The organism is Aeromonas sp. 603607 (genome assembly GCF_049171595.1).
Taxonomy (GTDB): domain Bacteria; phylum Pseudomonadota; class Gammaproteobacteria; order Enterobacterales; family Aeromonadaceae; genus Aeromonas; species Aeromonas veronii.
The window spans coordinates 178,126-198,140 of the sequence record NZ_JAAKOV010000004.1 but is presented as its reverse complement, the minus strand read 5'-3'; the positions used below and the strand labels follow the sequence as shown (position 1 = coordinate 198,140).

Genomic DNA, 20,015 nt, shown 5'->3' with positions numbered 1-20,015 from the left:
CGCCGATTTAAGGAAGAATCGCCATGCGCTCCAATCTGATGTTGCTGATGGCTGCCACCATCTGGGGTATGGGCTTTGTCGCCCAGCGCCTCGGGATGGATCACATGGGGCCCTATACCTTCAATGGCCTGCGCTTTCTGCTCGGCGCCCTCTCCCTGCTGCCGCTGCTCTGGTGGCTCAAATCCCGACAACCTGTTGCCGTCGCGGGCGACCATCGCCAGCTGCTGATCGGTGGTGTGCTGGCCGGGCTGGTGCTGTTCTGTGCCGCCTCCCTGCAGCAGGTGGGACTGCTCTATACCACTGCCGCCAAGGCCGGTTTCATCACCGGGCTCTACATCATTCTGGTGCCGGTACTGGGGCTGCTGCTGCGCCACAAGAGCGGCCTCAATACCTGGATTGGTGCCCTGATTGCTCTGACGGGCCTCTATGTGTTGAGCGTCACCGACGAGTTCACCATCGGCTTTGGCGATCTGTTGCAAGTAGTTGGTGCCCTGTTCTGGGCTGTGCATCTGCTGCTGGTGGATCACTACTCCAACCGGGTTGCTCCCATCAAGCTCGCCGGGGTGCAGTTCGTAGTCTGCGGCCTGCTCAGCCTCGCCACCGCCTTTGTTATCGAAACCCCGACTGTGGCTGGCGCCGTGGCCGGTTGGCAGGCGCTGCTCTATGCCGGACTGGTGTCGGTCGGGGTGGGTTATACCCTGCAGGTGGTGGGGCAGCGTGGCGCCCATCCGGCCCATGCCGCCATCATCCTCAGTCTGGAGACCGTCTTTGCCGCCGTGGGTGGCGTATTGTTGCTGGATGAAACGCTGGACGATCGCGCCATTGCCGGTTGTGCCCTGATGCTGGCGGGGATGCTCATCTCCCAGATCCGCTTGAGATGGTGGTGGAAATCGCGTCGGGACAAGGTGCCTGCGACCAAGTAAACCGCGCTCGCTGCATAACAAAAACGCCCCGATAGTCGGGGCGTTTTTCATGGTGGCTGTTCGGTCAGGGGCGCTGATCCAGCTCGCGCTCCAGCTCTACCGCCTTCTGACGGGCCGGATGGGTATTGAGGCGTTCCCAATAGGCTTGCAGATGCGGGAAGTGGGCCAGCTGACCGTTTTGCGCCAGCAGATCCACCAGGAAGGAGTTCATGATGTCGGCGCCGGTGAGGCGATCCCCCACCAGATAGGGGCGATTCGCCAGTACCTCGTTGAGGTAGCCCAGCACCTTGGCACACTCCGCCTTGGCGTAGTCCGGCAGGAAGCGCATCGGGCTGCCATCCTTGCGCACGAACATGTCTAGCAGCAGCGGCAGGATACCGGAGCTCTCGGCAAAGTGAAGCCACTGCAGGTATTCGGGATACTCCGGGCTATCTGGTGCCGGTGCCAGCCGATCAGCGGCATAGCGGACAATCAGGTACTCGGTGATGGCGCCCGATTCCGCCAGCACCCGGCCGTCGAACTCGATGACCGGCGACTTGCCGAGAGGGTGGATGGCTTTTAGTTCGGGCGGCGCCAGAAAGGTGGCGGCATCGCGCTGGTAAGCCTTGATCTCATAGGGCAGGCCCAGCTCTTCGAGCAGCCAGATGATGCGTTGTGAGCGGGATTTGTTCAGGTGGTGCAGGACTATCATAACGACCTCGATTCGGTGGCAGGATGGGGTGTACGAACGGGCGAGTGGGGCGGTTCACCGACAGAGAAAAAGAGCGGGCTGATGCCCGCTCCCTCGTTGACTGACTCAGGCCTCCAGCGCCTGATCCAGATCCGCCAGTATGTCCTCGATCGCCTCGATCCCTACCGACAGCCGGATCATCTCCGGTTTCACGCCAGCCTTGGCCTGCTCCTCCTCGCTCAACTGGCGATGGGTGGTGGAGGCCGGGTGGCAGGCCAGCGACTTGGCATCGCCGATATTGACCAGCCGCTTGAAGATCTTCAGCGCATCGTAGAAGCGCACGCCCGCCTCGTAGCCATCCTTCAGACCGAACGAGAGGATGGCCGAGGGGCGGCCGGCCATGTATTTCTCTGCCAGCAGATAGTGGGGATGACCCGGCAGACCGGCGTAGCTGACCCAGGCCACCTTGGGGTGATGCTTGAGGTGATTGGCAACCCGCAGGGCGTTGTCGACGTGGCGTTCCATGCGCAGGCTCAGGGTCTCCAGCCCCTGCAGCAGCAGGAAGGCGTTCATTGGCGCCAGCGCTGCGCCGGTATTGCGCAGTGGCACTGTGCGTACCCGCCCGATAAAGGCGGCCGGGCCAAAGGCCTCGGTGTAGACCACCCCGTGGTAGGAGGGCTCGGGTTTGGTCAGTTGGGGGAAGCGCTCGGCGTGATCTGCCCAGGGGAACTTGCCCGAGTCGACGATGACGCCACCCAGCGAGTTGCCATGGCCGCCGACATATTTGGTCAGGCTGTGGACCACAATGTCGGCGCCGTGTTCGATGGGCTTGCAGAGTACCGGGGTAGCGACCGTGTTGTCGACGATGAGCGGCACACCACGGGCGTGGGCTGCCTTGGCCAGCGCGGCCAGATCGACGATGTTGCCCGCCGGGTTGCCGATGCTCTCGCAGTAGACTGCCTTGGTCTTGTCGTCGATAAGGGCGGCGATGGCTTCGGCGCTGTCATCCTTGGCGAAGCGCACCTCGACCCCGAAACTCGGCAGCATGTGGGCGAACAAGGTGTAGGTGCCGCCATAGAGCTGGGGCGTGGAGACAATGTTGTCACCGGCGGCGGTCAGCGCCTGAATGGCGTAGGTGATGGCGGCGGAACCTGCCGAGACCACCAGCGCGGCAATCCCTCCTTCCAGCGCGGCCATCCGCTGCTCCAGCACATCGTTGGTGGGGTTCATGATGCGGGTGTAGATGTTGCCCGGCACCGCCAGATTGAACAGATCCGCCCCGTGCTGGGCGCTCTCGAACTCGTAGGCCACCGTCTGGTAGATGGGCACGGCGACCGCCTTGGTGGTGGGGTCGCTGGAAAAGCCGTGGTGCAGGGCCAGGGTCGCATCTTTCATCACACACTCCTTGTTGGATGTTGCTTGTCGCAGTTATAGATGGATAGACGTCCAATCTATCAGGCCCGTGGCCGATGTAAACAGCAAGATCCGGCAAAGCAATGTCGCCCGCAGGGGATGCGCGTCCCGAGTGGCGGGCAGGCCTGCCGTGCTCAGAGGCGACGGCGATACTCCTTGTCATCGATCTGGTTCATATCCCACTGCATCAGGCGGTTGAGCTGCTGCATGGGATCCTCGATGAGCGCCAGCGGGCGCGGCAGGATCCGCTTGAAGTAACGGCGCAAGGTCTGCTGGACCCGGTTCGGTTTGAGGGGGTTGGCGTGGCTCATGATGGTGCTCCTCTACTGTGGTTCTCACGTTCATCAGCAGTATTGAGCTAAAATGCGGAAGTAAAAACTGATGACTTATAGCAACAGGATTTCCTCTTTTATGCCGACCGGTCGCCTTTACCAGCAATTTCAACGACTAGCCCAGCTGCTTGGCAGCGACGAGCGGGAGATCAGCCTCGCCGAGGTGGCGGATCTGCTCTGCTGCACCCCGCGCAACGCCCGCCTGCTGCTGCGGCGGATGCAGGATCAGGGCTGGCTCAGCTGGTCGGCGGAAGCGGGGCGGGGGCGGCGCTCCCGGCTCACCCTGCTCGATAGTCAGGAGAGCCTGACCCGGCGCCGCTTGCGAGATCTGCTCAGTCAGGGCCAGCTGGCACAGGCGGTGCGGCTGGCCGAGGATCGCCTCGATCTGCTCACCCCGCTGCTGATCGAACAGCTCGGTCAGGCCACCCGTGAGGGGCGCCAGATCCTGCGGGTGCCCTACTACCGGCCGCTGCCGCAGTTGCTGCCCACCGGCCCGATGCGCCGCTCCGAAATTCACCTGAGCCGCCAGATCTTCAACGGCCTCACCCGGCGAAATGAGGAAAATGGGGAAATCGAAGGGGATCTGGCCCACCACTGGGAGTGTCTGGGCCCCTGTCACTGGCGCTTCTATCTGCGCCCGGCGGTGCGCTTTCACCACGGCCGCGAGCTGGTGGTGGAGGATGTGATGGAGAGTCTGCTGGCCCTGCGGGATCGCCCGCTGTTCGCCCATCTGGATCGGCTGGAGAGCCCTTGGCCGCGCACGCTGGATCTCTATCTCGACAGCCCGGATCCCTGGCTGCCCCACCTGCTGGCGGAGCCGGTGGCGACCATTTTGCCACGGGAGCTCAAGGGGGAGGCGGGCTTTGCCCTGCAACCGGTGGGCACAGGCCCATACCGGGTGGCCGCCAACGATCCCCTGCATCTTTGCCTTGCGGCGTTTGACGACTACTTCGGCCTGCGCGCCCTGCTCGACGAGATCGATATCTGGATGCTGCCTGAGCTTGCGGAGCGACTGGAGACCCACCTGCAGCTGGGGCGCGACAGCCCTGAGCTCGGTACCATGCGCGGCGAATCGGAGCTGGAGTCGGGCTGCTACTTCCTGCTGCAGGACGATCGTTCCGGATCCTTGCAGGATCCCTCGCTGCGCCAGTGGCTCGGCCAGCTGCTCAATCCGGTAGCCCTGATGGGGCGGGTCGCCCCCGAGTTGCAACGGGGCTGGACCAGCGCCCTCGGTCTGCTGCCCCACTGGCGCGAAGCACTGCCCGCGCCCTTGCCCACACCGGCGCAGTTGCCGACGACCTTGGTGCTGGCCTGTTTCAACCAGCATCTGGAGTTCAACGAGTGCGCCAACGCCATGAGCAGCCTGCTGGCCGAACAGGGGATCCGGCTCGAGGTGCGCACCCTCGATTACGGTCGTTGGGTGAGTGGCGAGGATGAAGACGTGGATCTCTGGCTCGGCACCCTCAACCTCGAACATGCCGGCCCCTTTGCCCCCTACGCCTGGTTGCAGGGCACCCCGTTGCTGCGCAAGGTGTGGAGCAGTCAGCATGAGTTGTGGCAAGGGTTGATGCAGTGGCGCGCCAGCGGTGAGGAGCCTGGCCCCCGCGCCCTGCTGGCAACTGTGCAGCAGCAGAGCTGGTTTGTGCCGCTGTTCCACCACTGGCTGGAGCTGGAGAGCCGGGTCGGCGTGCACGGGGTGCGGATGACGGCGCTCGGCTGGTTCGATTTTCGCAGCGCCTGGTTGCGGCCGGAACTGGCTGTCAGCACTTGGGATAAGACGGGGAGGCTTGAGTCCTGATGCGGGGCGCGTTAGCCTGATCGCGGTTCAATGACAAGGAGTCAACCCATGCTGGAAATGCAGATCCAACCCCGCTTTCAGGAGACGGATGCCCTCGGCCATATCAACAATACGGTGCCGGCGGTCTGGTTCGAATCGGCGCGGGATCCCCTGTTCCGGATCTTTTCCCCCGATCTGGATGTGCATAACTGGCATCTGATCATCGCGGGCTATACGGTGCAGTTCAAACGGGAGCTGTTCTACGGCCAGCCGGTCACCATCAAGACCGGCGTGCGCCGCATCGGCACCAGCTCATTTACGGTCTGGCAGGAGGCCTGGCAGGGCGGCGAACTGGCCGTCACCGCCGAAACGCCCCTGATCCATTTTGACTACCGGACCCGCCAATCCCTGCCCCTGAGCGATGTTCACCGGGAAGGGCTGCGGGCCTGGCTGACAGAGAGTTAACCACGGGCCGGATGGCCCATCACAGGAGTGTTATGTACAACTCAATGCGCAACACAGCGATCGCGCTGACCCTGGGATTCTGCTCCCTCCCTTCTCTGGCCGCTTCTCTCGCCGAGCAGTTTACCCTGATGGAGAAGGGGGCCGAGAGCGCCCTCGATATCCGTCAATTCAGCCATGACGGCGTCGATATCAAGGCCTGGATCGATGGCGCCCCCGTCATCATCGCCGTGCCCATCATGAACGAGCTGGGCAAGCTGGAAGGGGAGAGCCGCTACTACTTCAAGGGCGGCAAGCTGTTCGGGGTCAAAGAGCCCGCCGCCCAGTTCGCCTTTGACGACAGCGGCAAGCTGACCCAATGGCTGGACGAGAAGGGCCAGCCCGCCGAGTTTGTCAGCAAGATGAGCATGCAGCAGCGTCAGGAGTGGCTCACCAAGCGGGCCGCCGAGCTGAGCAAGCTGTTCGCGCCGAGCGCGGCCGAGCAGAGGGCGGCCAAGGGTGGCGTCAAGCTGAAGGGGGCGGATCTCGCTCACTGGCTCTGCAACGGCAAACTGATGGATCTTGCCCATGGCGACAAGGTGATCTTCGAGCAGGATAAGCTGAAGATTGGCGAGCAGGGGATCGAGGGGGAGGTCTCCCTGCGTCAGGATAAGGGGTGGCAGGAGTTGAGCCTCAAGTGCGAGGTGCAGGGCACTCAGGTGACCCGCCTCACCTGGCAATCTTTACCGGCAACCAACAAGCCGCAATAAGTGCACCACAGCAAGGGGCCCATCGTGGGCCCCTTGTCATTGGCTCATTGTTCCCCCAGCTTGAGCCGGGTGAGTGCCTCGACCCGGCGCCACTGTCCGGGTTCGAACCAGCGGGCCAGCAGCTCCTGTTGCTGTTCGGTTCTGGCGGTGGCAGGCAACTGCTCCAGCTCGGCCAGATAGCCATTGAGCTGCTCCTTGAATCCCTGCCGGCTCTGCTCAAGCTGATGCATCCGATCCACCGCTTCCGGCCCTGCCTTCTCCAGCAGCTCGGCATCCCGTCTGGCTGGCTCCATCTTTTCCAGCGCCTGCAGTTCGCCCAGCAGGCGGCTGTTGGCTTCGGCCTCCTGAAACCACCGGGGCTGCGCCGCCAGCCAGAACTCCAGTTCGCTGGCCAGCTCCTTCTTGTCAGCATCGCTTGCTTCGGCCAGTGCCTTGCGGCGCAGGGTCAACTGCTCCATCAGACGCTCTTCGGCGAACAATTGTTCCTGCTCGGCCGGTGTGAAGCTCTGTTGGCGCAGTAGCTCCCGTTCGTCGAAGAGGATCTGCAGGCTGGCGAGGGTGATATCGGTGGGCACCGTCAGGCTGCTCTGGGCGGAGACAAAGGTGCGATAGCGCGCCTGCAGGGCATCGGCGGCCTCCTGCTCGGGATCGTGCGGGTGGCTCTGTGCATGCTGGCTGGCTTGAGCGGTTGATGAGTCTGCCGTCGGTGCCGTGGGCAAGAGCAACACCCCGCCAAGCAGCAGGGTGATGGCGCAGGGCACGACGAGCAGGGTGGCAATCTTCATAGTCCCAGCTCCTTGAGACGGTTGGCATGCTGGCGATAGAGGGTGACCGGATCGGTCTCGAACAGATGGTGGATGCCGAAGGACTGGTTCACTTCGTCCAGATGGTTCATCCGGTAGCTGGTGCCGATCACCTTGCCGAGGTGGCTGCTGCAGACCCCGACCAGCCCGTCATTGGGCTCCTTGAAGAAGGCGCCGGTCAGCGCCAGCGCAGGATCCACCGGATCCAGCAGATTGGTCAGGTTGCCGCGCCCACTCCAGGAGAAGTAGTAGACGCCGTTGTTGGCCTGCATCGGCCCCTCGCCGCAATACTGGCTGGGCAGTCCCTCCGGGTAGCGCTGGTTGAACTGGCTGGCCCCCTTGCTGGTGAGGGCATCGAGGGCGGCGACCGGATCTTGCGGCAGCTGGCTCCCGCCCGAGAGCAGTGAAATCATGCCGGAGAGGGCGTGGGCTGCGGCGGCCGCCAGCTTCTCGGCGGCCGAGCCGGGGGCGGCATTGGCCCGCACCAGATCGGCAATCTCTGAGCCGTAGTTGACCCCGCCGACGCTGGTGGCGGAGGCGACCAGCTCGGGGGCGACCGAGGCGACATAGCGAATGGTGGGGCCGCCGTGGGAGTGGCCGATCAGGTTGACCTTCTCGGCGCCGGTGGCCGCCAGCAGCAGCTCAACCTGGGCGAGCAGTTGCTCCCCCCGTTGTTCCGAACTGGCGGTGGCCGACACCTGAGCCACGTAGACTTTGGCACCATCCCGGCTCAGGGCCTGGGGAATGCCGTAGAAGTAATCGACCCCGAGCAGCTTGTCGAAGCCGAACAGGCCGTGCACCAGCACTATGGGGTAGCGGGTCTGGGTGTATCCGCTGGCGTGTGCCAGCATGGGCAGGGTGCAGAGCAGCACCAGAAGCCATCTCTTCATCATCAGCATCCTTGTTGAATCGTGAGGAACAGATTGTGTGGCGTACTCCATGTTCGCCGGTGCCAGTATGGTGGCTGCTGACGGGAGAGGCTGTGAGGGGGATCGCAACTCGGGAGTCAAAAGGGATTCATGGTGCGGGCGGGGAGGCTGAACTCCCCGCCCTGCGGCTTATTGCCACTCTACCAGGTGATACTGCTTCTTGCCCCGGCGCAGCAGCAGGTAGCGACCAAACAGCCGATCATTGGCTCTCAGCTGATCATCCTGCTTGAGCACACCATTGAGGCTGATGGCCCCCGCCGCCAGCAGCTCACGGGCGATACGCCTGGAGTTCGCCAGACCGCAGCTGACCAGCAGGCTGACCAGATCCGTCTCGCCGCTGACGGTGCTACACGGCATGCCATCCTGCGCCAACTGGGCCAGATCGCTCTCGCCGAGGCGAGCTACATCGCCGCTAAACAGCAGCTCGCTGATGCGCTGCACCGCAGCCAGCGCCGCCTTGCCGTGCACCAGCTCGGTCAGCTCGTTCGCCAACACCTGCTGGGCCTGCTTGCGCCCCTGCCGCTTCGCGTCTTCCGCCTCCAGTGCATCAATCTCGCTCAGCGACATAAAGCTGTAGTAGCGCAGGAAGCGGTAGACATCCTCATCCGCGGTGCCGAGCCAGAACTGGTAGAAGGCGTAAGGGGAGGTGAGCGCCGGATCGAGCCAGACCGCGCCCCCCTCGGTCTTGCCGAACTTGGTGCCGTCTGCCTTGGTGATGAGGGGCAGGGTCATGCCGTGCACCTGCGCCTGATGGAGGCGACGGGTCAGATCCATGCCGCTGGTGATATTGCCCCACTGGTCGTTGCCGCCAATCTGCAGGGTGCAACCGAGCCGCTGGTGCAGCACCGCAAAGTCGTAGGATTGCAGCAGAGCGTAGGAGAACTCGGTGAACGAGATGCCCTGATCCGGGCGAGCCAGCCGCTGACGCACCGACTCCCGCGCCAGCATGGCGTTGACCGAGAAGTGCTTGCCGATATCCCGCAGAAAATCGAGGGCGGACATCTGCCCCATCCAGTCGCCATTGTTGACCAGTTGCGGGGCCGACAGGCCATCATCGGCGGGCAGCAGCGCCCTGATTTGGGCCGACAGGCTGGCGACCCAACCATGCACGGTATCGGCACTGTTGAGGCTGCGCTCGGTCGCCTTGAAGCTGGGATCGCCGATAAGGCCGGTTGCCCCGCCCACCAGTGCCACCGGGGTGTGCCCAGCCAGCTGGAAGCGGCGCAGCATCAGCAGTGGCACCAGATGGCCGATGTGCAGGCTGCCGGCAGTGGGATCGAACCCGCAATAGACGGTGCGCGGGGTGGCAAGATGATCGGCCAGGGCTGCCGGGTCGGAATTCTGGGCCACAAGGCCGCGCTCGGTCAGCTCATCGAGCAGGTGGGGGTTGATCATGGGTTCTCCAACAGCAGGGGGAAAGCCGTCATCCTCGCCGTTCTGGCTGGTGGCGGATATGTCCCCTCAGGGACAGTTTTGCCACTCTCGTGCTAGCATTCAGCCATAGCGGGGAATCGCTCCCCGTCACCGGAAACGTGCCACCATGACACAGCCATTCACCACAGATGCCTTGACCCGCAGCATGCCCGAGGTGGTCGATGCCCTGCACAGCAGCGCCTTTGCGGCGGCGCTGGTGCGGCTGATCCAGCAGCAGGTGGCGTTTGATTGTGCCCTGCTGCTCGGGGTGGGGCAGCGGCCCGTCTACCTCTACGACAACCTCAACCATCAGCGGGCCCTGCTGTTTGATCGCTACCTCACCAGCCACTTCAGTCAGGATCCCTTTATGCAGGCGCTGGAGCAGGGCTTGCCTGCCGGCGTCTGGACCCTGGCGCAGGTCTCCCAAGGGCGGCTCGATCCCGAATATCACCACCACTTCTATCAGGCCACCGGCTGGCAGGAGGAGGTGGGGCTAATCCTGCCGGTGCGGGATGGACTGACGCTGATGCTGTTTCTCGGGCGACTCGACAAGCGCAGTACCCTCAGCCGTGACGAGCTGGCGAGGCTGGAGCAGCTGTTCCCGCTGGTGCATTCGCTCTGTCGTCAGCAGTGGCGGCAGAGCCAGCCGCTGCTGGCACAGAGCACGGTGCTGCCAGACAGCGCCAGCATCCGGAGTGCGGTGGAGCAGGCGATGGCGAGTGTCGGGGGCGATAGGCTTACCCGGCGCGAGCGGCAGGTGGCGGAGTTGTTGCTGCAGGGGCTGGATACGGAGGCGATTGCCGCGGAGCTCGGGATTGGCAGCGGTACGGTGAAGAATCACCGCAAGCATCTCTATGGCAAGCTGCGGCTCGGCTCGCGGGCAGAGCTGTTTCATCTCTTCCTCAACCATCTGATCACCACAGAGGGAAGAGGATGAACCGGGGTTACTCGATCTTCGGTAGCGGCTTATCGCTTTGGGGAAGGTTACTGAGTCGCTGGTAGCGTTCCATCAACTGCCGGTATTCGCTACCGAGACGAACCTGATCGAGGGCTTGTTGCAACCGGGCGACCTGCTGCCGATCCGCCCGCGGGTTGAAAGCAAAGCAGTTGTCCTGTTCCTCCAGCACTGCGACAGAGATGAAATCTTCCGCGGCAAATCCCAGAGCTTTCAGTTGATGGAATAACATCACCTCGTTGCCTGCTACCAGATCTGTACGGGCCATGATGAGCTGGCGTACCACCTGCTCCATGCGCTCCACCGCCATCATGTTGCCCGGGCTGATGCCGCGGTTGAGCAGTAACTGCTCCCCCACGTCAGCCTGCATTACCCCTACCTGCAGTTTGGCCAGATCCCCCTTGCCGGTCACTCTGGGGGCATCCTGTTTTCGTCCGACCAGCGTCACTCGCGAGTGGCTGATGGGGCAAACCCATAGGAAATGGGGATCACGCTCTTTGGTTCTGGCGGTGGTAAAAAGAACGGCCTCCGGTTGCTGGGTCAGCAGATACCAACCGCGGGCCCATGGCAGAAATTGGATCGGTTGCTCCGGCTCCCCCAGCTCGCGCCACATCAGCCGCAGCAGCTCAACTGCCAGCCCGATGGGCTTGCCCTCCTTGTCCAGCCCGTTGAGGGGCATGTTCTGCTCCGAGTAATAGATAAAGGCGGACCGTGCGGGGAAGCTGGTCAGCAGGAGCAGGGCGATAAGGGCCGCGAGCAGGGATCGCATGGCGCACTCCTTGTGCAGGGAATTACCTATCAGTCTATGTGTCCTTGGCCGGAAGTTCATAGTCGGGTCGCGGATACCGCGACAGGTCACCTTGCGGTGACCTGTCGGTTTATTTTAGCAGGGCCTCCATCTCCGCCTCTGCCTTGGCGCGAGCCTCGGCTTCTGCTGCTATGGCGGCATCGGTGGCGCTCTCTCCGGCCGTATGGGGGGCGGCACTGACGGCCTGTTTGGCTGGCGCGGCAACAGCCTTGGTGGCTTCCTGTGTCACAGTAGCTGCGGCGGTGCTGACTGCCTGTTTGGCAGGAACGACAACAGCCTTGGTGGCCTCTTGCGTCGCGGTCGCAGCGGCGCTGCTGACGGCTTGCTTGGCAGGAGCGGCAACGGCCTTGGTGGCTTCTTGCGTCGCGGTCGCAGCTGCGCTGCTGACGGCTTGTTTGGCAGGAACGGCAACGGCCTTGGTCGCTTCCTGCGTCACGGTCGCAGCGGCGCTGCTGACGGCCTGCTTGGCAGGAGCGGCAACTGCCTTGGTGGCTTCTTGCGTCACGGTTGCGGCGGCGGTGCTGACGGCTTGTTTGGCAGAAGTGGCAACGGCCTTGGTGGCTTCTTGCGTTGCGGTCGCAGCGGTGCTGCTCACCGCCTGTTTGGCGGGTGCAGTGACTGCGGTGGTTGCACTACGGGTCAGATCGGTCGCGCTTTGGCTTACCGCTTGGGTGGCCTGCCCTGTGGCGTTGGCGGCTGCGCCGCTGATAGCCTGACTTGCACTGTTGGTCAGCGAGCCGGTGACGCCGCGGGTCACTGTGCCCAGAGCGCTGCCAAGGGAGAAGGGGGAGGCGCCACTCTGACTGGTCGCCGCCCCGGTCAGGGCATTGGCCGCCGGGGTGAGCTGGCTGGTGGGGGTCTGCCAGCCCTGCATGGCGGTTGGCCATGTCGGTGCCGTGTCCGCCAGATTTTCGCCGAAGGTCAGGGTGGTGCCATCCCCTTTTTGCAGCAATACAGACATCTGGTTGGTTTGCGAGTTCCACACCATCCCCGCCTGCTTGGCGATATCCGGCACGGGCGCATACTCGGAGACCACATAGAAAAGCGGCCCCTCCTGCTGTAACTTGTCGGCAGTCTTGAGCAACTGCATGGTGCTGTCGTAATTGGGGCCAAGGATGGCGGTCATCCGATCCTTGATCAGGGGTTGTTCGAACAGATTGACCTCGTTCGGGTCAAAGCCGACCAGCGGCTTGAGCAGGGCCCACATCAGCTGGCTGGTGGGGCTCATCATCAGCAATGGGGCAACGCAGGCGGACAACATCAGGCTCAGGCAGGCAGCCTTGAGCAACGGCATGATACGCATTGGGATAATATCCAAATAACGATTTGATAAATAAGGTTATATTTTGTCAGGACGTGACAAATTCACCGGGAGTTTACGCGTGGCAGCGAGAGACTGCCCGCAGGCGCTGGCAGGCTACCATATTGGTTCCACAATGCCAGCAGGCTGTATGATTATCCGTCAAGTAAACTCGGGGCCGGGTTGATTTCTGGAGTGGGCCTGAGAGTCTGGCGTTCCCCTGCGATGGTGCTGCCAGTGGCCACATGGCAGCAAAACCAGAAGAGGATTTCAGGGGGCCAGTGAGGCTTTTCTTGATCCAGCTAAAGACATGGACGTGATCCCTGTCGCATAATGCAGCTCCTTTCTACTCTTGGCTGGAACCTAAGAAATGGCTCGTCGCTCTTCCAATGCACAACGTCGTCGCAGTAGCTGGTGGTACAAACGCCTGTTGGCAAGGGAGCGGCAAGAGCGCGAAGCGCGTTCCGTCCGGGATTAATAAAGCATTGAAAAACGGAGCATTTGCTCCGTTTTTTTTTCACCTATGAAACTGGCTGAATGGCTCAGTGTGCAGCCCTGTCTGCCGACAATAAATCACTCTGACCGTGCCGGTTGTATGGACTGATGCGATGGATGATGCATGATGGACGTTTCGAGAAGGAGCCTCATATGCAGATTACCATCCGTCATGCCGAATCCGCTGATGCCCCCGCCTTGCGGGATCTCTATGCCATGCCCAATGCCCAGGCGGGCACCTTGCAACTACCCTATCCGGCACTGGGTGTGTGGCAACAACGGTTGGAGCAGAGTGGTGTGGTGGCGCTGGTCGCCGAGGTAGAGGGGCTGCTGGTTGGCCAGATCGCATTGCATGTGGAGTCTAATCCGAGACGCAAGCATGTGGCCGGGATTGGCATGGGGGTACGGGATGACTGGGCCGGCAAGGGGGTTGGATCTGCCCTGATGGCTGCGGCGCTTGATCTGGCCGATAACTGGCTCAACCTGCACCGGATTGAGCTGACGGTTTTTGTCGATAACGAAGCGGCGCGGGCGCTCTATCACAAGTTCGGCTTTGTGGAGGAGGGTCGGGCCCGCGACTATGCCTTCCGGCAAGGGCGCTATGTGGATGTGTTCTATATGGCCAGAGTTGCGGGGGGCGTCAGTCGCTAACGGCATGGTCGATTATCAGGCCAGATTGCGCCCGGTGATCCGGGCGCTGGAGCAGAATCCCGAGCTCTGCCTCAGTGAGGCGGCCAGTCTTGCGGCGCTCTCCAGCTATCACTTTCATCGGGTCTTTACCGCCGTCACCGGTGAAACCCCGGCCGAGATGCAGCGCCGCCTGCGGTTGGAGCGGGCTGCTCGCTCTCTCTGCTACAGTCGCGACCCGATCACCGAGATTGCCTTCTCGGCCGGTTTTGCCAGCTCACAGGCCTTTGCCAAGGCGTTTCGCAAGCAGTTTGCCATGGCACCGGGGATGTTGCGCCGCCAGCCGTCACTCTTGCAACTGAGCAAGAATGGACACGCGGCTGCCCGGGTCTCTGATTATGCTGAAGGCCGTTCCAGTGAAAGGAGGCTAAAGATGAAAACCGAACAGATGGCTGCGCGCACTCTGGCCTATATCCGGGTCACCGGCCCTTACGGCATAGGCTATGAGCCGGTGTGTGACCAGCTCTATCAATGGGCTGTCGGGTTGGGCTTGGCCGAAGGGGAGTGGATCTTCATCTACCACGACAACCCCGAAGTGACGGCTCCCCAGCAGTGCCGCACCGATATTGGCGTCACCGTGCCGGCGGGCACCAGGGGAAGTGGCAATGTGGAGATCCAGCAGCTGGCGGGCGGCCGCTATGGCCAGTCACGTTTTACCGTGACCGACCCGGCCCAGTACCCCGCACTCTGGCAGCAACATATCGGTGAGGTGGTAGCGGCCGGTTTCGAATTTGATGATCGACCCTGTTTCGAGCTCTATCACAGCTTCGATCCGCTGACCAAGGTTGCGGATGTGAGCTTTTGCTCCAGCCTAAAGGGTTAGGGCACAACAAGACGTAAGGGATGGTACAGAGCATCGCGCAGAAATTAGAGAGCCGGACAGTGTCCGGCTCTTTTGCATCTGGCGGTTGGGCGGCGGTTAGCGCTGGAACCCCTTCTGGGCGAACTTGGGGCGGGCATTCATGATCTGCTCTACCTGCTCGTCGCTCATCTTGCCACGCGACAACCCGAGCACCTTGTAGGTGAGCAGCGGCCGGGCGGGCAGGGCGATCATCAGGGCACGGATCTGGTTCTCGTCATCCTTCTCCCGGGTCGGCTTGCCGTAGGCATAGGTGAGGACGCCGGCATCCATCAGGTTTTTGACGGCGGGCTCGGTGATCGGCAAGTTTATGACGCTTTTACGCTGCAGCACGAACTCGCGCAGCACCGCCTTCTCGTTGAAGTCGAGGAAGCCGATCATCTGGGCCAGCTGGTCCTGCTGACGGCGCGCCTGCCACTCTTCGCACGCCCACTCCCAGGCGATCAGGAAGCCTTGACTGCAGAAGTAGGAGATGGCGATCAGCATGCCGACCCCCAGCCAGGCCGCATGATCCGCAGCCCACTGGCTGACGGCCCCTTTCATCAGCCCGGCCGGAAACAGCAAAATGATGCTGCAACAGAGCAACAACCAGACCATTAGCCAATTGAGGCGGCTGAGTTGATAGAAATGTTGGATCCACCGTTTCATTGTTCATCCTTCCCAAACTGTTGTGGATAGTGAACTACCTACAGCAATCGGTGTGCCAACAGCGTAATGGCGCCGGGGAGGGGAGGCTGGCGATACATTTCCTTACAACTTATTGAATGAGTTATCAGTAATTTGCCTTGTGAGGCGGCGGTCGAGTTGCTAAAACGTCCCCTCAGTCATTGGGGAGTAGCAACCCGCCCGCATTCCGGGCCGGGCCCATGTCAACACTCTTGGATCCTCGTATCCATGGCATGGGCGGCGATAGGCACTATCGCTCTGCAAGACCTTTGGCCTCGATATGCACGCCAGCCGGGCGAGCCATGTCGGGTCCATTGGTTACTCTGCTCGCCTGGCGGTATCTATTATGTTGATTACCCTGCTGTTATTTCTCGTCTCTGCGGTCACCATCTACCTTGCCTGCGAATACTTCGTCAACGGCATCGAGTGGATCGGCCACCACTTCAAACTCTCCCAAAGCGCTACCGGCTCCCTGCTGGCTGCACTGGGTACGGCGCTGCCCGAGTGTATCGTGACCCTGACAGCTCTGCTGATGGGCAACACAACCGCCCAGCAGGAGATCGGCATTGGCGCCGCCCTTGGCGGGCCGCTGGTGTTGGCGACCATCGGCTATGCGGCAGTCGGCCTCACCCTGCTGCTTTGCATGGGGCGTACCGAACGGGCCATCGATGGCGAGGTGCAGCGCGAGATTGGGCGGGATCAGCGCTGGTTTATGGGGATCTTTCTGGTGGCGACCGCGCTGGGGCTGGTCGCCTTCACCGGCAAGAGCTGGCTGGCCCCGCTCTTCCTGCTGGTCTACCTCGTCTATGTAAGGCGCGAGCTGAAACAGAGTGACAGCCATGAGGTCGAGCTGCCGGAGCCCCTCAAGCTGGCTCCAAATGCCGGGATCCCGCCCCTTGGCAAGGTGCTGCTGCAGACACTGGCTGCACTGGTGGTGGTGGCGCTGGCGGCCCAGCTGTTTGTCCATCAGCTGGAGAGCATGGGCGAGCTTTTTGGCCTCTCGCCGGTGCTGGCGGCCCTGCTGTTGAGTCCGGTGGCGACCGAGATGCCGGAGCTGATGAACGTGCTGATCTGGGTGCGGCAGGGCAAGAACCGGCTGGCACTGGCCAATATCTCCGGGGCCATGATGATCCAGGGCACTATCCCCAAGGCGTTCTGCTTGCTCTTTACCCCTTGGTTGCTGGATGGCGCAATGATGGCCTCCTCGCTGGTGACGCTGTTGGCGGTGGGGTTGCTCTGGTGGGGGTTCAGAAAGGGAACCATGACCGCCGGACGGCTGGCGCTGGTCGGTCTGCTCTATCTCGGTTTTTGCAGTTGGCTGCTGGTGAGCTGAAACGGGAAGCGCGGATATGAAAAAGCCCCCTTGGCAGGGGGCTTTGTTGTATCGGTTGGGGCGGTGCTTACAGCGCGGCGATTTCGGCCTGCTGGGCTTCCAGCTTGGTCAGCTGGAGACGGTAATCTTCCAGCTTCTCACGCTCTTTGGCGATGACCGCTTCCGGCGCCTTGGCGACGAAGGCTTCGTTGCCAAGCTTGCCTTCGATACGGCCGCACTCGCCCACCAGGCGGGCAACCTCTTTGGCCAAACGGGCCAGCTCGGCATCCTTGTCGATGAGACCAGCCATCGGGATCATCAGCTCGGTGGCACCGATCAGCTTCTTCACTGACAGCGGGGCGGTTTCACCGTCCGCCAGTACGCGGATGGACTCCAGACGGGCCAGCGACTTGAGGAAGGCCTCATTGTCAGCGGCGCGCTGGGCATCCTTGGCATCGCACTGGAGCAGCACGTTGAGGGGCACGCTCGGGGCCACGTTCATCTCGGCACGGATGTTGCGGATGCTGACGATGAACTCCTTCACCCACTCCTGATCCGCCATCGCGGCTTCGTCCACCTTGGCGGCGTCGAACTCCGGGAAGGCCTGAATCATGATGGTGTCGGCGTGTACGCCGGCCAGCGGGGCGACCGATTTCCAGATGGTCTCGGTGATGAACGGGATGATCGGGTGTGCCAGACGCAGCAGGGTTTCCAGCACGGTCACCAGGGTGTGGCGGGCAGCGCGCTGCTCGGCCTCGGAACCCTTGGTCAGCACCGGCTTGGTCAGCTCCAGATACCAGTCACAGAACTGGTTCCAGATAAATTCGTACAGCACGCCAGCCGCGATGTCGAAGCGGTAGGTATCGAGGGCGGTACGGAAGTCACGGATGGCCACTTGCAGCTGGGACTGGATCCAGCGATCCGCCAGACTGAACTGCATCTCGCCACCGGCAAAACCGCAATCCTGATCTTCGGTGTTCATCAGCACATAGCGGGAGGCGTTCCACAGCTTGTTGCAGAAGTTGTTGTAGCCATCCAGGCGCTTCATGTCCCAGTTGATGTCACGACCGGTAGAGGCCAGCGCCGCCAGAGTGAAGCGCAGGGCGTCGGTACCGTGGGCATCGATCCCTTCCGGGAACTGCTTGGCGGTACGCTTGGCGATCTTCTCGGCCATCTGCGGCTGCATCATGTTGCCAGTGCGCTTCTCCAGCAGATCTTCCAGCGAGATACCGTCGATCATGTCGAGGGGGTCCAGCACGTTGCCCTTGGACTTGGACATCTTCTGGCCTTCTTCGTCACGGATAAGGCCAGTGATGTAGACGGTCTTGAACGGGACTTGCGGCTGGCCGTTTTCGTCCTTGATGAAGTGCATGGTCATCATGATCATCCGGGCAATCCAGAAGAAGATGATGTCGAAGCCGCTCATCAGTACGTCGGTCGGGTGGAAGGTCTTGAGTGCCTCGGTGTTGTTCGGCCAGCCCAGAGTGGAGAAGGTCCACAGGGCGGAGCTGAACCAGGTGTCGAGCACGTCTTCGTCCTGACGCAGCACGGTCACGGCCGGGATGCTGTGCTTGGCGCGCACTTCATCTTCGCTGCGGCCAACGTAGACATTGCCGGCGTCGTCATACCATGCCGGGATGCGGTGACCCCACCACAGTTGACGGGAGACGCACCAGTCCTGAATGTCGCGCATCCAAGAGAAGTACATGTTTTCGTACTGCTTCGGCACGAACTGGATGCGGCCATCTTCCACCGCTTCGATGGCGGTCTTGGCCATCGGTGCCACGCGCACGTACCACTGGTCGGTCAGCATTGGCTCGATGGGCACGCCACCGCGATCGCCGTAAGGCTGTTGCAGTACGTGATCCTTGATTTCGTCCAGCAGACCCAGCTCTTCGAGCTTGGCCAGAATCGCTTTACGGGCGGCGAAGCGCTCCAGACCGGCGAACTCGGCCGGCAGGGCTGCGTCATAGGCAGTGCTCGGGTTGCCGTTGGTATCGACCACTTCGGCCTCGGCACGCACGTGGGCGTCCAGAGTGAAGATGTTGATCATCGGCAGGCTGTGGCGCTTGCCCACTTCGTTATCGTTGAAGTCGTGGGCCGGGGTGATCTTCACGCAACCGGTGCCCTTCTCCATGTCGGCGTGTTCGTCGGCGACGATGGGGATCAGACGGTTCACCAGCGGTAGCAGGATGTGCTGGCCGATCAGCGCCTTGTAACGCGGGTCTTCCGGGTTCACGGCCACGGCGGTATCGCCCAGCATGGTCTCCGGACGGGTGGTGGCGACGATCAGGTAATCCTTGCCTTCGGCGGTCTTGGCGCCGTTGGCCAGCGGGTAGCGCAGGTGCCACATGTGGCCCTTGATCTCGCGGTTTTCCACTTCCAGATCGGAGATGGCGGTGTTGAGTTTCGGATCCCAGTTCACCAGACGCTTGCCGCGGTACATCAGGCCATCTTCGTAAAGACGAACAAACACTTCCTGCACGGCGGCGGAGAGACCCTCATCCATGGTGAAGCGCTCGCGCTCCCAATCTACGGAGTCGCCCAGACGGCGCATCTGGCGGGTGATGGTGCCACCGGACTCTTCCTTCCACTGCCAAATCTTGTCGATGAAGGCATCACGGCCGTAATCGTGGCGAGTCTTGCCCTCTTCTGCGGCGATCTTGCGCTCAACCACCATCTGGGTGGCGATACCGGCGTGGTCGGTACCTGCCTGCCACAGGGTGTTCTTGCCCTGCATGCGGTTGTAGCGGATCAGGGTGTCCATCAGGGTTTGCTGGAAGGCGTGACCCATGTGCAGGCTGCCGGTGACGTTCGGCGGCGGGATCATGATGCAGAAGGAGTCTTTGCTGGTGTCGCCGTGGGGCTTGAAGTAACCCTGGGCTTCCCAGTGCTGATAGAGCGCCTGTTCGATGGCGTTGTGATTAAAAGTCTTTTCCATGGTCTCGCCGTAATCTGGATGGATGGAGTCTGGTGTTGATTCTTTATGGATCAATTGGTTGCAGTCAGGGCTGCGCCGGATCCGGTGCGGCAAGGACGGGCTGATCCCTCATTTCGAGGGTATGGCCTGCCTGGCGATAGTGCTTGTAGCGCTCGCGGGCTTGCTGCTTTTGTGTTTCGTCAGTGGGGACAAAATCTACCACTTGAGCGAAGTGTCCTGCAAACAAAGGTGTCGCAGTGGCCAGATTGATGAGTCGGGCGTAGCGCCGTTTCGGTGGCTGATAGCCGAGCTCCACAGGGGCCATGCCGCTTTCGCCTTGCAGCTGGTGCGGCACGAAGCGCTCCGGCGGCAGTTGCCACAACAGCTCGTCCAGACGCAGTGCCTGGGCCTCATCGTTGCAGAACAGGTAGATATGGCCCGCCCCCCACGACTCGGCCGCCAGAGTGCAGGCCAGTCGCTCGACCGCAGAGGCCTGCGCGTCATCCTGTTCGCTCATCAGGTAAAAGGTCACTTGGCTCATC

General features: G+C 62.1%; 19 protein-coding genes and 1 riboswitch. Of the genes, 8 read left to right on the top strand and 11 right to left on the bottom strand.

Features of this window, described 5'->3' with window-relative positions:
- The first annotated feature begins 23 nt into the window (after positions 1-23).
- Positions 24-923 carry a DMT family transporter gene (locus G5315_RS06400; RefSeq protein ID WP_421332752.1) on the top strand — a complete coding sequence of 300 codons (900 nt, stop codon included), beginning with the start codon at positions 24-26 and terminating at the stop codon, positions 921-923.
- A gap of 64 nt (positions 924-987) precedes the next feature.
- Here G5315_RS06400 and G5315_RS06395 read toward each other — a convergent pair whose 3' ends face one another.
- From G5315_RS06395 to G5315_RS06385, 3 genes are all read right to left on the bottom strand, one after another.
- On the bottom strand, positions 988-1,614 hold the full coding sequence (locus G5315_RS06395) for a glutathione S-transferase family protein (protein WP_421332751.1): 627 nt from the start codon (positions 1,612-1,614) through the stop codon (positions 988-990).
- A gap of 105 nt (positions 1,615-1,719) precedes the next feature.
- Positions 1,720-2,988 carry an O-acetylhomoserine aminocarboxypropyltransferase/cysteine synthase family protein gene (locus G5315_RS06390; protein ID WP_005336464.1) on the bottom strand — a complete coding sequence of 423 codons (1,269 nt, stop codon included), beginning with the start codon at positions 2,986-2,988 and terminating at the stop codon, positions 1,720-1,722.
- A 152-nt stretch (positions 2,989-3,140) separates the two neighbouring features.
- Positions 3,141-3,317: a hypothetical protein gene (locus tag G5315_RS06385; protein ID WP_216952692.1), complete on the bottom strand. Its 177-nt coding sequence runs from the start codon at positions 3,315-3,317 to the stop codon at positions 3,141-3,143.
- Between the two features lie 100 nt (positions 3,318-3,417).
- Here G5315_RS06385 and sgrR point away from each other — a divergent pair, with 100 nt between their 5' ends.
- From sgrR to G5315_RS06370, 3 genes are read left to right on the top strand one after another with little or no spacing between them, the layout of a single operon-like run.
- Positions 3,418-5,136 carry an HTH-type transcriptional regulator SgrR gene (gene sgrR / locus G5315_RS06380; protein ID WP_421208923.1) on the top strand — a complete coding sequence of 573 codons (1,719 nt, stop codon included), beginning with the start codon at positions 3,418-3,420 and terminating at the stop codon, positions 5,134-5,136.
- Positions 5,137-5,184: 48 nt separating this feature from the next.
- On the top strand, positions 5,185-5,580 hold the full coding sequence (locus tag G5315_RS06375) for an acyl-CoA thioesterase (protein ID WP_421332750.1): 396 nt from the start codon (positions 5,185-5,187) through the stop codon (positions 5,578-5,580).
- 44 nt (positions 5,581-5,624) lie between these two features.
- Positions 5,625-6,326, top strand: a complete 702-nt coding sequence (locus tag G5315_RS06370) for a hypothetical protein (protein ID WP_216954488.1) — start codon at positions 5,625-5,627, stop codon at positions 6,324-6,326.
- Between the two features lie 44 nt (positions 6,327-6,370).
- Here the strand turns inward: G5315_RS06370 and G5315_RS06365 are convergent, their stop codons facing one another.
- The 3 genes from G5315_RS06365 to tyrS all read right to left on the bottom strand — a co-directional run bounded on the left by G5315_RS06365 (position 6,371) and on the right by tyrS (position 9,453).
- A complete protein-coding gene (locus G5315_RS06365; RefSeq protein ID WP_421332749.1) occupies positions 6,371-7,111 on the bottom strand; it encodes a lipase secretion chaperone in 741 nt (246 codons plus the stop codon).
- Positions 7,108-8,019 (bottom strand): lipase family alpha/beta hydrolase, encoded by a 912-nt coding sequence (locus G5315_RS06360; protein WP_421332748.1) that lies wholly within the window; start codon positions 8,017-8,019, stop codon positions 7,108-7,110. The genes G5315_RS06365 and G5315_RS06360 overlap by 4 nt, the downstream gene beginning before the upstream one ends.
- Before the next feature lie 168 nt (positions 8,020-8,187).
- Positions 8,188-9,453 carry a tyrosine--tRNA ligase gene (gene tyrS, locus G5315_RS06355; RefSeq protein ID WP_421332747.1) on the bottom strand — a complete coding sequence of 422 codons (1,266 nt, stop codon included), beginning with the start codon at positions 9,451-9,453 and terminating at the stop codon, positions 8,188-8,190.
- 145 nt (positions 9,454-9,598) lie between these two features.
- On the opposite strand from tyrS, the gene G5315_RS06350 reads away from it, so the two are divergent.
- On the top strand, positions 9,599-10,408 hold the full coding sequence (locus tag G5315_RS06350; protein WP_421332746.1) for a LuxR C-terminal-related transcriptional regulator: 810 nt from the start codon (positions 9,599-9,601) through the stop codon (positions 10,406-10,408).
- Positions 10,409-10,415: 7 nt separating this feature from the next.
- Here G5315_RS06350 and G5315_RS06345 read toward each other — a convergent pair whose 3' ends face one another.
- Together G5315_RS06345 and G5315_RS06340 are read right to left on the bottom strand one after the other, a co-directional pair.
- On the bottom strand, positions 10,416-11,195 hold the full coding sequence (locus G5315_RS06345; protein ID WP_216952698.1) for a substrate-binding periplasmic protein: 780 nt from the start codon (positions 11,193-11,195) through the stop codon (positions 10,416-10,418).
- 109 nt (positions 11,196-11,304) lie between these two features.
- Entirely contained in the window at positions 11,305-12,537 is a 1,233-nt protein-coding gene (locus G5315_RS06340) for a hypothetical protein (RefSeq protein ID WP_421332745.1), read from the bottom strand.
- A 645-nt stretch (positions 12,538-13,182) separates the two neighbouring features.
- Between G5315_RS06340 and G5315_RS06335 the strand changes: the two genes are divergently transcribed.
- Together G5315_RS06335 and G5315_RS06330 are read left to right on the top strand one after the other, a co-directional pair.
- Positions 13,183-13,680 (top strand): GNAT family N-acetyltransferase, encoded by a 498-nt coding sequence (locus G5315_RS06335; protein WP_421332744.1) that lies wholly within the window; start codon positions 13,183-13,185, stop codon positions 13,678-13,680.
- 4 nt (positions 13,681-13,684) lie between these two features.
- Entirely contained in the window at positions 13,685-14,539 is an 855-nt protein-coding gene (locus tag G5315_RS06330; protein ID WP_421332767.1) for an AraC family transcriptional regulator, read from the top strand.
- A 96-nt stretch (positions 14,540-14,635) separates the two neighbouring features.
- Here the strand turns inward: G5315_RS06330 and G5315_RS06325 are convergent, their stop codons facing one another.
- Positions 14,636-15,223, bottom strand: coding sequence for a superinfection exclusion B family protein (locus G5315_RS06325; protein ID WP_266135465.1), 588 nt, complete (start codon positions 15,221-15,223; stop codon positions 14,636-14,638).
- A gap of 169 nt (positions 15,224-15,392) precedes the next feature.
- A riboswitch (yybP-ykoY riboswitch) is annotated at positions 15,393-15,499 on the top strand.
- A gap of 88 nt (positions 15,500-15,587) precedes the next feature.
- Here G5315_RS06325 and G5315_RS06320 point away from each other — a divergent pair.
- Positions 15,588-16,574: a sodium:calcium antiporter gene (locus G5315_RS06320; RefSeq protein WP_421332743.1), complete on the top strand. Its 987-nt coding sequence runs from the start codon at positions 15,588-15,590 to the stop codon at positions 16,572-16,574.
- A gap of 67 nt (positions 16,575-16,641) precedes the next feature.
- On the opposite strand, the gene G5315_RS06315 is transcribed toward G5315_RS06320, so the two are convergent.
- The gene (locus G5315_RS06315) at positions 16,642-19,494 is read right to left on the bottom strand and encodes a valine--tRNA ligase (RefSeq protein ID WP_106843440.1); all 2,853 of its coding nucleotides are present in this window, start codon (positions 19,492-19,494) and stop codon (positions 16,642-16,644) included.
- A 64-nt stretch (positions 19,495-19,558) separates the two neighbouring features.
- Positions 19,559-20,014, bottom strand: a complete 456-nt coding sequence (locus G5315_RS06310; RefSeq protein ID WP_421312832.1) for a DNA polymerase III subunit chi — start codon at positions 20,012-20,014, stop codon at positions 19,559-19,561.
- Position 20,015: the final 1 nt, after the last annotated feature.

Coding starts and splice junctions, on each gene's coding strand:
- G5315_RS06350 (WP_421332746.1), top strand. CDS start 9,599: ATGACACAGCCATTCACCACAGATGCCTTGACCCGCAGCATGCCCGAG.
- tyrS (WP_421332747.1), bottom strand. CDS start 9,453: ATGATCAACCCCCACCTGCTCGATGAGCTGACCGAGCGCGGCCTTGTG.
- G5315_RS06360 (WP_421332748.1), bottom strand. CDS start 8,019: ATGAAGAGATGGCTTCTGGTGCTGCTCTGCACCCTGCCCATGCTGGCA.
- G5315_RS06385 (WP_216952692.1), bottom strand. CDS start 3,317: ATGAGCCACGCCAACCCCCTCAAACCGAACCGGGTCCAGCAGACCTTG.
- G5315_RS06400 (WP_421332752.1), top strand. CDS start 24: ATGCGCTCCAATCTGATGTTGCTGATGGCTGCCACCATCTGGGGTATG.
- G5315_RS06335 (WP_421332744.1), top strand. CDS start 13,183: ATGCAGATTACCATCCGTCATGCCGAATCCGCTGATGCCCCCGCCTTG.
- G5315_RS06375 (WP_421332750.1), top strand. CDS start 5,185: ATGCTGGAAATGCAGATCCAACCCCGCTTTCAGGAGACGGATGCCCTC.
- G5315_RS06345 (WP_216952698.1), bottom strand. CDS start 11,195: ATGCGATCCCTGCTCGCGGCCCTTATCGCCCTGCTCCTGCTGACCAGC.
- G5315_RS06390 (WP_005336464.1), bottom strand. CDS start 2,988: ATGAAAGATGCGACCCTGGCCCTGCACCACGGCTTTTCCAGCGACCCC.
- G5315_RS06315 (WP_106843440.1), bottom strand. CDS start 19,494: ATGGAAAAGACTTTTAATCACAACGCCATCGAACAGGCGCTCTATCAG.
- G5315_RS06330 (WP_421332767.1), top strand. CDS start 13,685: ATGGTCGATTATCAGGCCAGATTGCGCCCGGTGATCCGGGCGCTGGAG.
- G5315_RS06320 (WP_421332743.1), top strand. CDS start 15,588: ATGTTGATTACCCTGCTGTTATTTCTCGTCTCTGCGGTCACCATCTAC.
- G5315_RS06310 (WP_421312832.1), bottom strand. CDS start 20,014: ATGAGCCAAGTGACCTTTTACCTGATGAGCGAACAGGATGACGCGCAG.
- G5315_RS06395 (WP_421332751.1), bottom strand. CDS start 1,614: ATGATAGTCCTGCACCACCTGAACAAATCCCGCTCACAACGCATCATC.
- G5315_RS06365 (WP_421332749.1), bottom strand. CDS start 7,111: ATGAAGATTGCCACCCTGCTCGTCGTGCCCTGCGCCATCACCCTGCTG.
- sgrR (WP_421208923.1), top strand. CDS start 3,418: ATGCCGACCGGTCGCCTTTACCAGCAATTTCAACGACTAGCCCAGCTG.
- G5315_RS06370 (WP_216954488.1), top strand. CDS start 5,625: ATGCGCAACACAGCGATCGCGCTGACCCTGGGATTCTGCTCCCTCCCT.
- G5315_RS06325 (WP_266135465.1), bottom strand. CDS start 15,223: ATGAAACGGTGGATCCAACATTTCTATCAACTCAGCCGCCTCAATTGG.
- G5315_RS06340 (WP_421332745.1), bottom strand. CDS start 12,537: ATGCGTATCATGCCGTTGCTCAAGGCTGCCTGCCTGAGCCTGATGTTG.